This is a genomic window from Bacillus sp. SH7-1 (genome assembly GCF_008042405.1).
GTDB classification, from domain to species: Bacteria; Bacillota; Bacilli; order Bacillales; family Bacillaceae_G; genus Bacillus_A; species Bacillus_A thuringiensis_N.
In genome coordinates this window covers 1-13,266 of record NZ_QNUD01000018.1, presented here as the reverse complement: position 1 = coordinate 13,266, position 13,266 = coordinate 1, and the positions used below count along the sequence as shown (strand labels likewise).

Here is a 13,266-nt window from a genome sequence, read left to right as displayed (position 1 = left end):
TATGATTGAATTAGAAATGAGGGTAGAACGTCTTAGGCAAGAAAAAATAGAGGAAATTGTAGCGTTATCTTCTTATATTGGTTGGGATTATAACAGAGAAGAAATTGAAACGATTTTTAACTCAGGTATTGTATATGGCGTATGGAATGAGAGAAAAAAACTTATTGCTAGCGCTGCAATTATATTATACGAAGAGACGTTAGTGTCAATAGGAATGGTAATTGTACATCCGGACTATAAGGGAAGAGGGATTGGAAAGGCGATAATGAATTCTTGTATGAATAGCGTATCAGCTCGCACTCCAATTATGCTTATTGCTACAGATGAGGGGAAGCCTTTATACGAAAAGTTAGGATTTAGGGCAGTGAGCTATGTTTCTAAATACATATGTAACTCGTACAATGCGAATCATAAATGTGCAGAAGATGAAGAATATATGATGGGTTATAAAGAAGGGGATTTAGAAGGGATAATAAAAATAGATGAAGGTGCATTTGGAACAAGTCGAAACCAGTTTTTAAAACAAAGAATTATGCAAAGTGATCAGTGTGTCGTTGTAAAGGATACAAAAGAAAATGTAGTAGGATACGGTATAAGTATACAAACGCCAGAAAATAAAATAATAGGACCAGTCGTTGCTAAAAATGATACGATGGCAATGAGGATTATACATGATTTAGCAAGAGAGCATGATGGGAATTTAAGAATGGATGTACCAGAAGGAAAGAACGATTTTCTGAAAGAATTAGAGATTGCTGGTTTTAAAAAGGTGAATACACCACCAATTATGATAAAAAATAGCAATCGGTTATTAAAAAGAAATAGTGAATTATATAGTATTGCGGCGCAAATTTTTGGATAAAAAAGAATCCTTTTAAATAAAGGATTCTTTTTTATAGCCAACTTAATCACGATATTGGTCATGAGTTGGTTGAAAGAGATCTTCCTCGATATCTCTCAACATAGAAAAATGATCGACGTTATAATGCCCATGTAAAATTTTATTATGGTGACCAATAATTTGTTCTGCAGACAACACGTTAGAATCAGTTGTGGAATGACCGTTTTTAATTAATGTAACGTCAAAGCCTTGTACAGTTGCTGTCCTAACAGCGGTGTCGATGCAATGTTCTGTTTTACATCCACCTATAACGATATGGTTAATTTTTTCTTCTTTTAAAAGTTCAAGTAAAGAAGTGCCATAGAATGAATTTGTTGCTGCTTTATTAATAAAGATTGCAGACTGAGGTACTTGAATTTGATTATGCACTTCAAAGCCTACGCCACTACCAGAAGCAACATCGATATCTCTTACGAAAACGATAAGAGCATTGGAATCTATTGCTTTCTGCAGGGCTGTATTGAGTGTAGATAATAGCTCGGTTTTATGAAAAACTTCACTTTCTTGTTCATTTCCATCAATTAATTCTTGCTGAGCATCGATAATTAATAGTGCTTGTTTCATCATGTCTCCCCTTTAATATGAAATAAGTTCCACTGTACATATTCCTTCATATTGTTAGGAAATCCTCCATTATAAACGAAGTAGACGATTGATTTACAAAGTTGTCAAAGAAATTTCATTCTCATAGCGTGTAAAAACATGTATGATAGGAGATGGAGAATTTTTGAGTAGGTGGGAATATCATGCAAACAGTAGAAGATTATCTTTCATTCTTACATACGAAAGGATTTAAACTATCAGAGGAAGCACAAGGATTTATTATGTTCGGACAAGGATATACGGGTGCATCTGATGGAATTGTAAACGCAGCGATAGAAGCGACCATTAAACATCAATTACAGTTTGATGGTAGTTATTTTGTTGCGTTATTAGAACGATTGAAAGAGGAAGAAATTACAGATAAAAAAAGCGCTAAGGCTTTTATGCGGAAGTTACAAGCGTAACTTCACGCAGCCTGCGCTTCTTTTTTTGTTTTGGAAGGTAATTCAACAAAAACCATGCCTAGGAAAATACATAGGCATCCGATAATAGCAGAGATAGACAGTTGTTCGTTTGCAACGAGAACGCCTGTTAAGGCAGCAAAAACGGGTTCCATTGCAAAAATAATTGCTACTCTCGTTGGAGACGTATGTTTTTGTGCTGATGTTTGAATGAAAAAAGCAATGGATGTCGCAAATAGGGAAGTTAGAAATAGAGCAAATAAAAAGGAAGAATTCGTCCATAGTGCTACTGAAAATAATTTTTCCCAATCTTCAAACAAAAAAGCGCAAATAGAAGAAAACATACCGACAGCTAATACTTGCGACATGCTTAACAATAAAGGTGATATTTTCTTAGAAAAGAAGCCGTTAACAAGAATATGGGCAGCGAAAGCAACTGCGCAACCGAGAACCAGTATATCTCCAATGTTTAATTGAAAAGAATCACCAGCGGTTAATAAGTATAAACCTGCTGTTGCTACAGCAATACCCATTACGATAAAAATGGTAGCTTTTTGTTTTAAAAAGATAAAAGATAAAATTGGTACCATAACGATACTAAGCCCTGTTAAGAAACCAGCTTTTGAAGAAGTTGTATAAAGTAAGCCGAATGTTTGTAATACATAGCCAACGCATAAAAAGAATCCAACGATTAGTCCCGCGAGACTGCTCTGTTTTATATCTTGTTTTGAAGCTTTTTTTGAGAAAATCATTTGAACGAATAATAAAATAATTCCAGCGAATAAAAAGCGAATCCCATTAAACGTAAATGGACCAACGAAAGACATAGCATTTTGAACGACAACAAACGTAGCTCCCCAAATAAAAGAGACAAATAATAAAGCAAGAGGAGCAATCCAATCTTTTTTCACACTCATACCCCCGTTAATTTTGTAAGATAGCTTTTCTAGCTAATTCATCAGCGACTTTATTTTGACTACTTGGAATCCACTTAATAAAAAAGAGATCGAAATTTTTTATGTACTGCAGTGCTTCCTCTAATAGAGGTGCAAACATTTTATTTTTTGCGTATTCTTTTTCAATAGCTCGCTCGACAAGTTGCGAATCTGTACGAAAAGAGACAATGTTATAATTATGCTCCGTGCAATATTTTAATGCCGCAAGTAAAGCGTGGTATTCTGCTTCATGATTGGACATTGTCCCAAGGGGGAATGATAATTGTACAGCTGGTTGAACCCCTTTAATAAATACTCCTGCACCAGAAGGACCAGGATTTCCTTTTGATGCACCATCAATATATACTTCAATCAAAATGAGAAACCTCCAAATTATAAGATGATCCCCTACTTATATATTTCTTTGAAGTAGGGGATAGAGTAATTAGCCAATTGTAATGCTATAACGACATGTAAATGTTTCATTCGCTTGTAAAGATTGAATTCCTTTTTTTTCCTTGAAATCTTTTGCTGGATTTGCTTCATCAGCAATACCGTACCAAGGTTCGATACATAGGAAAGGTGCGTTCTCGCCTGGTGTCCATACGCCGACAAATGGGAATCCGTCAAATTCTACTTTTACAAATTTATTATGCTTATGAGAACGAATAGAGATTTCATCAGTATTCATATTTTCAAAAATAAGCGCATCATTTTTAAATAAATCGTATGTAAGTGGTAACTCATTCGTATTTTCAGCGATTAATTGCTTTTTACTTGAAAGGTAAGGGCCTTCTAATACACTTGTTTCTAAGCGTTCAGAACCATTAAATGATAGATGATAATCTGTAAATGATTCACCTTCTAATAACGGGAAGTTGAAACCAGGATGTGCTCCGATTGAGAAGAACATCTCTTTTGAAGTAGGATTATTCACTTCATATGTTACATGAACGATTTGTCCATCTAGTTCATAAGACACGAGTAATTCGAATTCGTATGGGTATTTTTTTAATGTTTCTTCATTACTAGTAACGATATAAGTGATTTTCGTTTCACTTTGTTCTTTTACAGAGAATGTAAGATCACGAGCGAAGCCGTGTTGTGTTAAAGAATAAGGTTTACCATCTACGTAGTATGTATTATCTACTAATCGGCCGACGATTGGAAATAAAATGGGTGCACGGCGTCCCCAATAAGTAGAATCACCTTGCCATAAGTATTCTGTATTGTCTTCTTTTAAGCGCACGCTTTGTAATTCTGCACCCTTGTCAGAGATGGTAACGATCACTTTTTCGTTTTGAATTGTTGCAGTCATGAAGTAAAACCTCCTAAATCTTTCATATATTTCATTATACGTTGTCTAAAAGAAAAAAGGTAGTTCATGATAGGAATCTATTGACGAAAGGGGGGCTACCGCGTAAAATATAATCTTGTTGCTTAAAAAACGAATAACGTGGTTCGAAACCATCCCACGTAAAAAAACTAAGGAGATTTTGTCATGAATATTAGAACATTAGTCGGTAATGGTATTTTAGCGGCATTATATATTGCTGTTTCTATGCTTATTCAGCCATTTGGCTTTACGAGTGTACAGTTTCGTATTTCAGAGATGTTTAATCATCTCGTTGTATTTAATAAGAAAGCAATTTACGGAATTGTATTAGGTGTATTTTTAACGAATCTCTTTTTCTCACCTATGATCGCTTACGATTTAGTATTTGGAGTAGGGCAATCTATTCTTGCACTAGTTGCAACCATTATTTCTATGCGATTCATTAAAGGTGTTTGGGCTCGTATGATTTTTAATACAGTTATCTTTACAATTACAATGTTTATGATTGCAATTGAACTTCATCTTGCATTTGATTTACCATTTATGTTGACTTGGTTAACATGTGCAGCTGGTGAATTTGTTGTAATGGCCATTGGTATGCCTGTAATGTACTGGATTAATAAGCGAGTACAATTTGAAAGATTTATGTAATAGATGAAAGAGCTATTCCTAAAGGGATAGCTCTTTTTGCATGTGATAATACTGAATATAATTCAGAGACTCTTGATAAAATATAATAAAATAAAGTGAGGCTTTCATTAGCTGGATACATATAAGAAGTCTTACATAAGGGGAATCTAGTATGAAATATAAAATTCATTGGTTGTATAAAACAAAGCGCGGTTTGCAGACGGAATTAACGACAGATTATATGAACATAGAAGATGTACTGCAATTTGCAGAGGATTTCGAGAAAACAGGAAGAGTAAAAGAATTATTATTTTACGATGAAATGGATGCAGAATGGTCATTAAAAGAGATGAAAAAACTGAGTAAGCAAGTGGAGGATGAGCCCCAAGAAATACTCGTTTATTTTGATGGTGGTTATGATGTGCAGACGAAAGAAGCTGGAGTAGGTATATGTGTGTACTATAAAAAAGGAAATAAAAACTACCGAATTCGCCGCAACGCATATATAGAAGGTATATATGATAATAATGAAGCCGAATATGCGTCATTATTATACGGTATGAATATACTCGAGGAATTAGGGATTAAGTATGAAGCAGTTACACTTCGCGGGGATTCTCAAGTGGTATTGCAACAATTGGCCGGAGAATGGCCTTGCTATGATGAGCATTTAAATCATTATTTAGACCAAATTGAACAAAAATCGAAGCAAATGAAATTAAAACTTGTATGCGAGCCAATATCTAGAAAACAAAATAAAGAAGCACATCAATTAGCAACGCAAGCATTAGAAGGAACAGTCATTGATAGTCATAAAGAAATAACCGAATAGAGAGGTGCAACCGTGGATAAAAAGCAACTCATTACAGAGGTAAATGACTTATTAGAAACGTATTGTGAAGGGTGTTTTTTGCGAGAACATAATCGAAAGACAAATAGTAAATATTATGCTCATTCATTTTGTATTAAGCAATGTACAGTTGGAGAAACATTGAAAAAGTATGGGGAACAGTTGTCATGAAAAAACATCCAGAGAACATTCTCTGGATGTTTTTTTAGTGCTTTGCTTCGTTTAATTGCTGCTCGCATTTGCTTAATTTTTTTTCCTCATTCATTAGAAACGGCTCATCTAAATCTACTGCAACAGATTTCATAATTTCAAGCTGAGAGCGAGCTGCTTCTACAGCAGTTGTGGCATGCTCTAAAGTGTCTGGATCCATTGAAATTGTTGCTGAACCCACCATCTTTTGTGCCGTTTCTACACGGAATTTCACTTCTTCAAAATCATTTACTTCTGATCCCATTTTTACTGCCTCCTTTGTATATTGCGCATTTCACATAGTTTTTGCTCTGTAAAACGGAAATATACAAAGGAATAACAAAGGAGGTTACCAAGTAAGGTAACCTCCTGTCATATGTTGGATTAAAGTTTTACTACGTTAGCAGCTTGAGGTCCGCGGTTTCCTTCAGTGATATCGAAAGATACTTCTTGACCTTCTTCTAAAGCTTTGTAGCCGTCTCCTTGAATAGCAGAGAAATGTACGAATACATCGTCAGCGCCTTCCATTTCGATAAATCCAAAACCTTTTTCGTTGTTAAACCATTTTACTTTTCCTTGCATGTTACAATTCCTCCTAAAAGCGTTTACTATTTTCATTTAGTGAAATTCATTTAAAAAATAATATAAACTAAAAATGCTATATTCTTGAATATTCTGCTAAATGATTAATTTAAATATACACGAATTGGGAGAATTTAGTCAAGTAAGCGATTTTATTTTTTTGTATTTTTAAATAATTTTCCAGCCGAATTTTTAAATAGGTATAGGACAAGCCGAGTATGTAATAGCTTTAATTGAATGCTATACATAACGAGGTGAAAGAATGAATGAGTCTTATTTATTAGATAATGAAGGAATGAAAATGAGAACGGATATACCGAATTGGGTTGCAAAAGAATTTGAAAATTTTTCAAATGTCGTATTAGAACCAACCTTCCCATGTTATTTTGGTTTAACTGCTTTAAAAAAGAATGAACTTCGTTATTCCTTTCTCTCTCATAATGATTGGAGCCATTTGCCGCATACGATGTTATCTTTTTTAGAGTTAATGAAAGAACGCCCAATTGTAAGAAGAGGCTTTTTTCTTTTTGTGGAACCAGAATGTGAGGAACAATCACTGGAATATTATCGTGATTACTTTTGGAAAGTACTACAATATTTACATGAAAATGATGATCAAACATGGCCGAAGCAAATTCCTGAAGAACCAGATCATTACTTATGGGAATTCTCATTTGGAGGGGAACCGATATTCGCATTTGGAAATGCGCCAGCTTATAAACAACGAAAAACTAGGCATTTAGGAAATTCTCTCGTTATTGGGTTTCAGCCACGTACCATTTTTGATGGATTAGAAGGCGACCGTCCTAAAGGAGCATATTCAAGACAAACAGTCCGAGATCGAGTTGAAAAGTGGGATCAGTTGCCGAAACATCCTAACATTAGTCATTATGGTGATCCAGATCATCGTGAATGGAAACAATACTTCATAGGAGATGATGTAGAGCCGATAAAAGGAAAATGTCCTTTTCTTCATAAGATAGAAAAGTAAGAGCCATCACCCGAATGGCTCTTTTGTATATTTTGGATAAAAAAGGGTATTTTAGTAGTGAATATTTTGATGAAAGCAAGTCTATTTTTAATTATTACATCATTACTTAATAGTAAAGGGAGTAGAAAGGATAGAGCGATGTTTGGAGCGATTATACAACAAATTGTATTAGGGATTTCATTAGCGGCGCCAGTAGGTCCAATTAATATTGAAATGTTAAAACGAGGAATTGAACGAGGTTTTTGGCATGCGTGGGTTGTTGGAATTGGTGGAATGACTGCAGATATTTTGTTTATGCTTCTCATCTATTTCGGTTTATCTTCTGTGTTTATGTATACATATGTACAAGCTTTTATGTATTGCACAGGGTTTTTCTTATTATTTTATTTAGGATTTCAAAGTGTAAAACAAGGAATTTCCACCTCGAATATGGAATATAAAAAAGAAGAGGTAGGTGGTCTTAAACAATCGTTTATGGCAGGTTTTTTAATTGCGATATCCAATCCATTAAATCTTGTTTTTTGGTTTGGTATATACGGAAGTACACTTAGCTCATTGCTTACGAAGGTCACGAAACAAGAAGCCTTTTTGTACAGTCTTTGTATTATTGTTGGTATTATTTTGTGGAATTTAAATATTGCTTTTTCTGTCCATTTTGGCAGAACTTTATTGAAGCAAAAAGCACTTGGCTATATAACAGCCGGGGCAGGTATTATTTTAGTGGGATATTCTATCCATTTTGCATACAAAGCTTTACAGTTGTTCACATAAGATTGAAGGGGAGATTTTTATGTATCGAACCACTATTGACGGAAAAGAAATTATTATTACGTTAGCACCAAAAATCCGAAAAGAAATTACTGATAGGAATCCACTATATGAAGCGGTATTTCATAATGCAGCAAGGTTATTACAAACAAAGCAACCAACGTTTGCGGTAAATCATGAAGTATTTGGGCTTATTATTGGAGAGGTGCAAAGAGGAGAAGTAACAGTGTTTGCGGTGGAACATATTATTCCAAAGCAAAATATATTTGGCCCGAATAATTTTTTCTCGACAATAGAGCAGCAGGCAAATTTGTAAAGTGAATAGAATAAAAATAGAAAATAAAAGAAATAGTCGTAACGATATGTTGCGGCTGTTTTTTTGGAAAAGGGGGAAGGAAGATGAAGAGAGTGGGGAAAGAGTTCTTTTTACAACATGATATCGTTATTATGTATAGTATTCTATTTATTTTCATCATTATTTTAAAAATGCAATTTTTCACATGGATCGGTATGTTAGCGTGTTTGTTTGGGATTGTTTTTTATACGCTTAACGAATATATGACACATCGGTTTTTATTTCACTTAAAGCCACCTAAAAACGTATTTTTATTAAAAATGTTAAGAAGATTACATTATGATCATCACGTGTATCCAGATGATTTAAAACTTTTATTTTTGCCTGTATGGTTTAGTATACCTAGCTTTACTATATATTTACTTATATCATACGCTGTAACAAAAAGTATTACTGTTACACTTTCATTCGGAATCGGAATGATTATTATGCTTCTCGTTTATGAATGGAAACATTATATTGCACATAAACCGATTCGTCCCGTCACTAAGTTTGGAAGATGGCTAAAAAAACAGCACATATTACACCATTATAAAAATGAAAAGTTTTGGTTTGGTGTCTCAAATCCAGTATTCGACTTTATATTTGGAACACTTAAAGATGGAAAAGATGTTGAATTAAGCGAAACAGCTCGTAATTTAGAAAAAGAGAAAAAAACAGAAGTGGTGCGATAAGCACTACTTTTTATTTTGTTTTAACGGGAATAAAGGCTCGATTGATACGGGTTGAAAAGTAAAAATTTTATGTTGAAAAAGTATATTAAAAACTTAGGGGAAATTGCCGGAAAATGTCTATCGAAAAATCTTTGCAGGAATGTATGGATTGTCTAAAATGAAGTTAAGTTTCTGAATATTTATAAAATTTATTCTTTTTGTATGCAAAGGGGAAATGTATTTCTAGTAAGAGAGGGGATCGGAGAATGAAACGAGATGATACTTCAGCACGTAAGTTACAAAATGAGGTGAATTATACAGAGGTTGTTCAGTCAGAAGAATTTCAATTACTATTAAATACGAAAAAGAAGTTTATCGTTCCGATGAGTATTTTCTTTTTAAGCTTTTTTATTGCACTACCTATTTTAACATCGTATTCAAAGGTGCTCAATACACCAGCATTTGGTGATGTTACATGGGCATGGGTATTTGCTTTCGCACAATTTATTATGACATGGGCATTATGTATGATTTATAGCAAAAAGGCGGAATCCTTTGATGAAATCTCGCGAAAAATTCTACAAGATATGCAAAAAGGGAGGGGCTGAACTTGAATACGACTGCGTTTGCACTATTTTTAATTATTGTCCTTGGTACGCTAGTCATAACCTATTTTGCATCGAAAAAAACGAAAAATGCGAGTGAATTTTATACGGCTGGAGGGGGATTAACTGGTTGGCAAAATGGGCTGGCCATTGCGGGAGATTATATGTCTGCTGCGTCATTTCTTGGTATAGCCGGAGCGATAGCGTTAACTGGGTTTGATGGATTCTTTTATAGTATCGGATTTTTAGTTGCTTATTTAGTTGTTCTATACCTTGTCGCAGAACCGCTTAGAAATTTAGGGAAGTACACGTTAGCGGATATGATTGCGGCACGTTTTGATGCGAAAAAAGTTCGTGGAGTTGCAGCGCTTAATACGATGACGATTTCAATTTTTTATATGATTGCACAATTAGTTGGTGCGGGTGCACTTATTAAACTATTATTAGGCATTGAATATACAACATCTGTATTAATCGTCGGCACACTTATGACTGTGTATGTTATTTTTGGAGGAATGACAGCTACGAGCTGGGTTCAAATTGTAAAGGCTGTATTACTTATGGCTGGTACATTTATTATTTCTGTTATTGTTTTTTCAAAATTTAATTTCAGTGTGACTGAAATGTTCGCTCAAATGAAAACAGCTACGCCGTTAAAAGATTCGTTTTTAAATCCAGGAGTAAAGTATAAAGATGGTCTTGATACGCTTTCTTTAAATTTAGGACTAGTCCTTGGTACAGCAGGATTACCACATATTCTTGTTCGCTTTTTTACAGTACGTGATGCAAAAACAGCACGTCAATCTGTTGTATACGCTACGTGGTTAATTGGTGCATTTTATATTATGACAATTTTCTTAGGGTTTGGAGCAGCGGCGTTTGTAGGAAATGAGGCGATTATTAAAGCAAACCCTGCTGGTAATATGGCAGCACCTTTATTAGCTAAAGCGTTAGGTGGAGATTTCTTATTTGCTTTCGTATCAGCCATTGCCTTTGCAACAATTTTAGCTGTAGTGGCAGGACTTGTATTAACAGCAGCATCAGCATTCGCACATGATTTTTATAATGAGATTCTTCGTAAAGGAAAATCAACGGAAAAAGAGCAAGTATCCATGGCTCGTTATGCGTCTATTGGAGTAGCGGTATTGTCTATTATACTAGCGTTATTTGCCCAAACATTAAACGTAGCATTTTTAGTTTCGTTAGCATTTGCAGTTGCAGCGAGTGCAAATCTACCGGTTATATTGTTTACAATATATTGGAAACGCTTTAATACAACGGGTGCCATCTCTGGTATGATTGTTGGTCTTGTATCAGCCATTGTTCTTGTAGCGTTAAGCCCGAATGTTTGGAATCCTGTAGCTGGAAAGGCTATATTTGTTGGAGAAGCGATATTCCCATATACGACACCTGGAATTATTTCAATCCCGCTCGGATTCCTGGCAGCATATTTAGGAACCGTTTTATCTAGTAAGAAAGAAGATGTTGCGAAATTTGATGAGATTCTTGTGAAATCTAATACTGGCCATGGTATTAGTGATGCATCCTCGCATTAAAAAAGAGGAGCTTTTCGATAGATAAGAAAAGCTCCTTTTTCTTGTAAATATTACTGTATTGTTAGTAGGATTTTGTCTTAATTTTGTGGAATGAAAATAAGCAGGGAGAAATGTAAATCATCATGGCACCAGCGCAGCTTTTGTGAAAAATAAGTTGTTATGGAAGGTGGAAGAAATGATGAAAACGAAACAGACTGATGAATTATTAGCAAAAGACGAGCAATATGTTTGGCATGGAATGCGTCCCTTTAGTCCAAATAGTACAATGGTAGGGGCAAAAGCAGAAGGGTGCTGGGTTGAAGATATACAAGGAAAAAGATATTTAGATGGAATGAGTGGCCTTTGGTGTGTGAATAGTGGATACGGAAGAAAAGAGCTCGCAGAGGCGGCTTATAAACAATTACAAACATTATCATACTTTCCGATGTCACAATCACATGAACCGGCTATAAAGCTTGCAGAAAAATTAAATGAATGGCTTGGAGGAGAGTATGTTATTTTCTTCTCTAATAGCGGTTCGGAAGCGAACGAAGCAGCTTTTAAAATAGCAAGACAATACTATGCTCAAAAAGGTGAACCACATCGTTATAAATTTATGTCACGTTACCGCGGGTATCATGGAAATACAATGGCAACGATGGCAGCGACGGGGCAAGCACAGCGTAGATATCAATATGAGCCATTTGCTTCAGGATTTTTACATGTAACGCCGCCAGATTGTTATCGTATGCCTGGAATAGAAAGAGAGAACATTTATGATGTAGAATGTGTAAAAGAAGTGGATCGGGTCATGACATGGGAATTAAGTGAAACGATTGCAGCTTTTATTATGGAACCAATTATTACGGGCGGAGGCATATTAATGCCACCACAAGACTATATGAAAGCTGTTCATGAAACGTGTCAAAAACACGGTGCCTTGCTCATTAGCGATGAAGTGATTTGCGGTTTTGGACGTACAGGAAAGGCATTTGGATTTATGAATTATGATGTGAAACCAGATATTATTACGATGGCAAAAGGTATTACGAGTGCATATTTACCATTATCAGCAACAGCTGTGAAAAAAGAAATATATGAAGCATTTAAAGGGAAGGGAGAATATGAATTCTTCCGCCACATTAATACATTTGGTGGAAATCCTGCAGCTTGTGCATTAGCACTTAAAAACTTAGAAATTATGGAAAATGAAAATTTAATTGAGCGATCTGCACAAATGGGTTCTCTTTTATTAGAGCAATTAAAAGAAGAAATTGGAGAGCATCCACTTGTTGGGGATATTAGAGGAAAAGGTCTACTAGTTGGAATCGAACTAGTAAACGATAAAGAGACGAAAGAGCCAATTGATAACGACAAAATCGCAACTGTTGTAAATGCTTGTAAAGAAAAGGGCTTAATTATAGGACGAAACGGTATGACAACAGCAGGGTATAATAACGTCTTAACATTAGCACCGCCGCTTATTATTTCAAGTGAAGAAATTGCCTTTGTTGTTGGAACGTTGAAGACGGCGATGGAACGTATTTAATGAATCGAGCGAGCTGTAATATACAGCTCGCTTTTGTTTATTATGTGAAATATGTTGAATTTTCAAAGGGAGGGGAATTTCATGACAAAATATGATCTTAGTCAACATTATCACATCGGATATTATGAAGATGGATATGATTTAGAAGTGACAGCATACAAAAGAATATATGAACCAGTTTGGGATACTTATATTCCACACTATGAGGCAGATGATTTTTATAAGAAAGTGTAAGAAATGAAATTAGGTGAATATATCGATGATTATGGCATTATGGTTTATTCATTTAGTAATGATATTGATGATGAAGAAGCACGAATTATTTTTGAAAAATGGTTAAAAAAGAACGGGATTGTTTAAAGGTAAAATAAAAAGAGATTGCT

Annotated in this window: 18 protein-coding genes, 1 pseudogene and 1 riboswitch; of the genes and pseudogenes, 13 read left to right on the top strand and 6 right to left on the bottom strand. The window is 34.8% G+C overall.

The genetic code is table 11. The features are described 5' to 3' along the window. Nucleotide 1 precedes the first annotated feature (1 nt). Complete coding sequence (locus DN390_RS16785) at nucleotides 2-862, top strand: GNAT family N-acetyltransferase (RefSeq protein ID WP_147807873.1); 861 nt, start codon at nucleotides 2-4, stop codon at nucleotides 860-862. A 42-nt stretch (nucleotides 863-904) separates the two neighbouring features. On the opposite strand, the gene DN390_RS16780 is transcribed toward DN390_RS16785, so the two are convergent. Then, nucleotides 905-1,465 carry a cysteine hydrolase family protein gene (locus DN390_RS16780; RefSeq protein ID WP_147807872.1) on the bottom strand — a complete coding sequence of 187 codons (561 nt, stop codon included), beginning with the start codon at nucleotides 1,463-1,465 and terminating at the stop codon, nucleotides 905-907. 182 nt (nucleotides 1,466-1,647) lie between these two features. Between DN390_RS16780 and DN390_RS16775 the strand changes: the two genes are divergently transcribed. Further along, entirely contained in the window at nucleotides 1,648-1,908 is a 261-nt protein-coding gene (locus DN390_RS16775) for a DUF6123 family protein (RefSeq protein ID WP_001195212.1), read from the top strand. Between the two features lie 2 nt (nucleotides 1,909-1,910). On the opposite strand, the gene DN390_RS16770 is transcribed toward DN390_RS16775, so the two are convergent. The 3 genes from DN390_RS16770 to DN390_RS16760 all read right to left on the bottom strand — a co-directional run bounded on the left by DN390_RS16770 (nucleotide 1,911) and on the right by DN390_RS16760 (nucleotide 4,158). Continuing rightward, nucleotides 1,911-2,816, bottom strand: a complete 906-nt coding sequence (locus tag DN390_RS16770) for a DMT family transporter (RefSeq protein ID WP_147807871.1) — start codon at nucleotides 2,814-2,816, stop codon at nucleotides 1,911-1,913. A gap of 13 nt (nucleotides 2,817-2,829) precedes the next feature. After that, nucleotides 2,830-3,216, bottom strand: a complete 387-nt coding sequence (locus DN390_RS16765; protein WP_060630242.1) for a reverse transcriptase-like protein — start codon at nucleotides 3,214-3,216, stop codon at nucleotides 2,830-2,832. Nucleotides 3,217-3,285: 69 nt separating this feature from the next. After that, on the bottom strand, nucleotides 3,286-4,158 hold the full coding sequence (locus tag DN390_RS16760; protein WP_147807870.1) for an aldose 1-epimerase family protein: 873 nt from the start codon (nucleotides 4,156-4,158) through the stop codon (nucleotides 3,286-3,288). Between the two features lie 132 nt (nucleotides 4,159-4,290). Continuing rightward, a riboswitch (PreQ1 riboswitch) is annotated at nucleotides 4,291-4,335 on the top strand. Nucleotides 4,336-4,341: 6 nt separating this feature from the next. Between DN390_RS16760 and DN390_RS16755 the strand changes: the two genes are divergently transcribed. The 3 genes from DN390_RS16755 to DN390_RS16745 all read left to right on the top strand — a co-directional run bounded on the left by DN390_RS16755 (nucleotide 4,342) and on the right by DN390_RS16745 (nucleotide 5,827). Beyond that, entirely contained in the window at nucleotides 4,342-4,827 is a 486-nt protein-coding gene (locus DN390_RS16755) for a QueT transporter family protein (protein WP_063224105.1), read from the top strand. Between the two features lie 151 nt (nucleotides 4,828-4,978). After that, entirely contained in the window at nucleotides 4,979-5,638 is a 660-nt protein-coding gene (locus tag DN390_RS16750) for a ribonuclease H family protein (RefSeq protein ID WP_147807869.1), read from the top strand. A 12-nt stretch (nucleotides 5,639-5,650) separates the two neighbouring features. Next, nucleotides 5,651-5,827 carry a zinc-finger domain-containing protein gene (locus tag DN390_RS16745; RefSeq protein WP_060630246.1) on the top strand — a complete coding sequence of 59 codons (177 nt, stop codon included), beginning with the start codon at nucleotides 5,651-5,653 and terminating at the stop codon, nucleotides 5,825-5,827. A gap of 34 nt (nucleotides 5,828-5,861) precedes the next feature. Here the strand turns inward: DN390_RS16745 and DN390_RS16740 are convergent, their stop codons facing one another. Together DN390_RS16740 and cspB are read right to left on the bottom strand one after the other, a co-directional pair. Continuing rightward, nucleotides 5,862-6,110 (bottom strand): DUF2564 family protein, encoded by a 249-nt coding sequence (locus DN390_RS16740; protein WP_000534400.1) that lies wholly within the window; start codon nucleotides 6,108-6,110, stop codon nucleotides 5,862-5,864. Between the two features lie 119 nt (nucleotides 6,111-6,229). After that, complete coding sequence (gene cspB / locus DN390_RS16735) at nucleotides 6,230-6,427, bottom strand: cold shock-like protein CspB (protein ID WP_001161731.1); 198 nt, start codon at nucleotides 6,425-6,427, stop codon at nucleotides 6,230-6,232. Nucleotides 6,428-6,689: 262 nt separating this feature from the next. On the opposite strand from cspB, the gene DN390_RS16730 reads away from it, so the two are divergent. The 8 genes and pseudogenes from DN390_RS16730 to DN390_RS16695 all read left to right on the top strand — a co-directional run bounded on the left by DN390_RS16730 (nucleotide 6,690) and on the right by DN390_RS16695 (nucleotide 13,243). Next, a complete protein-coding gene (locus tag DN390_RS16730; RefSeq protein ID WP_060630248.1) occupies nucleotides 6,690-7,418 on the top strand; it encodes a YqcI/YcgG family protein in 729 nt (242 codons plus the stop codon). Nucleotides 7,419-7,556: 138 nt separating this feature from the next. Then, a complete protein-coding gene (locus DN390_RS16725; protein WP_147807901.1) occupies nucleotides 7,557-8,189 on the top strand; it encodes a LysE family transporter in 633 nt (210 codons plus the stop codon). A gap of 19 nt (nucleotides 8,190-8,208) precedes the next feature. Then, nucleotides 8,209-8,502, top strand: a complete 294-nt coding sequence (locus DN390_RS16720) for a hypothetical protein (RefSeq protein ID WP_060630249.1) — start codon at nucleotides 8,209-8,211, stop codon at nucleotides 8,500-8,502. Nucleotides 8,503-8,585: 83 nt separating this feature from the next. Then, nucleotides 8,586-9,215: a sterol desaturase family protein gene (locus DN390_RS16715; protein WP_097949055.1), complete on the top strand. Its 630-nt coding sequence runs from the start codon at nucleotides 8,586-8,588 to the stop codon at nucleotides 9,213-9,215. Between the two features lie 245 nt (nucleotides 9,216-9,460). Beyond that, nucleotides 9,461-9,802, top strand: a complete 342-nt coding sequence (locus DN390_RS16710; RefSeq protein WP_147807868.1) for a DUF485 domain-containing protein — start codon at nucleotides 9,461-9,463, stop codon at nucleotides 9,800-9,802. A 2-nt stretch (nucleotides 9,803-9,804) separates the two neighbouring features. Further along, nucleotides 9,805-11,355, top strand: coding sequence for a solute symporter family protein (locus tag DN390_RS16705; protein ID WP_063224100.1), 1,551 nt, complete (start codon nucleotides 9,805-9,807; stop codon nucleotides 11,353-11,355). Between the two features lie 178 nt (nucleotides 11,356-11,533). Then, nucleotides 11,534-12,883: an aspartate aminotransferase family protein gene (locus DN390_RS16700; RefSeq protein WP_147807867.1), complete on the top strand. Its 1,350-nt coding sequence runs from the start codon at nucleotides 11,534-11,536 to the stop codon at nucleotides 12,881-12,883. A gap of 81 nt (nucleotides 12,884-12,964) precedes the next feature. Continuing rightward, nucleotides 12,965-13,243, top strand: a pseudogene (locus tag DN390_RS16695) (DUF3986 family protein). Nucleotides 13,244-13,266: the final 23 nt, after the last annotated feature.

Coding starts and splice junctions, on each gene's coding strand:
- DN390_RS16710 (WP_147807868.1), top strand. CDS start 9,461: ATGAAACGAGATGATACTTCAGCACGTAAGTTACAAAATGAGGTGAAT.
- DN390_RS16760 (WP_147807870.1), bottom strand. CDS start 4,158: ATGACTGCAACAATTCAAAACGAAAAAGTGATCGTTACCATCTCTGAC.
- DN390_RS16775 (WP_001195212.1), top strand. CDS start 1,648: ATGCAAACAGTAGAAGATTATCTTTCATTCTTACATACGAAAGGATTT.
- DN390_RS16750 (WP_147807869.1), top strand. CDS start 4,979: ATGAAATATAAAATTCATTGGTTGTATAAAACAAAGCGCGGTTTGCAG.
- DN390_RS16740 (WP_000534400.1), bottom strand. CDS start 6,110: ATGGGATCAGAAGTAAATGATTTTGAAGAAGTGAAATTCCGTGTAGAA.
- DN390_RS16785 (WP_147807873.1), top strand. CDS start 2: ATGATTGAATTAGAAATGAGGGTAGAACGTCTTAGGCAAGAAAAAATA.
- DN390_RS16780 (WP_147807872.1), bottom strand. CDS start 1,465: ATGAAACAAGCACTATTAATTATCGATGCTCAGCAAGAATTAATTGAT.
- cspB (WP_001161731.1), bottom strand. CDS start 6,427: ATGCAAGGAAAAGTAAAATGGTTTAACAACGAAAAAGGTTTTGGATTT.
- DN390_RS16730 (WP_060630248.1), top strand. CDS start 6,690: ATGAATGAGTCTTATTTATTAGATAATGAAGGAATGAAAATGAGAACG.
- DN390_RS16755 (WP_063224105.1), top strand. CDS start 4,342: ATGAATATTAGAACATTAGTCGGTAATGGTATTTTAGCGGCATTATAT.
- DN390_RS16720 (WP_060630249.1), top strand. CDS start 8,209: ATGTATCGAACCACTATTGACGGAAAAGAAATTATTATTACGTTAGCA.
- DN390_RS16700 (WP_147807867.1), top strand. CDS start 11,534: ATGAAAACGAAACAGACTGATGAATTATTAGCAAAAGACGAGCAATAT.
- DN390_RS16725 (WP_147807901.1), top strand. CDS start 7,557: ATGTTTGGAGCGATTATACAACAAATTGTATTAGGGATTTCATTAGCG.
- DN390_RS16715 (WP_097949055.1), top strand. CDS start 8,586: ATGAAGAGAGTGGGGAAAGAGTTCTTTTTACAACATGATATCGTTATT.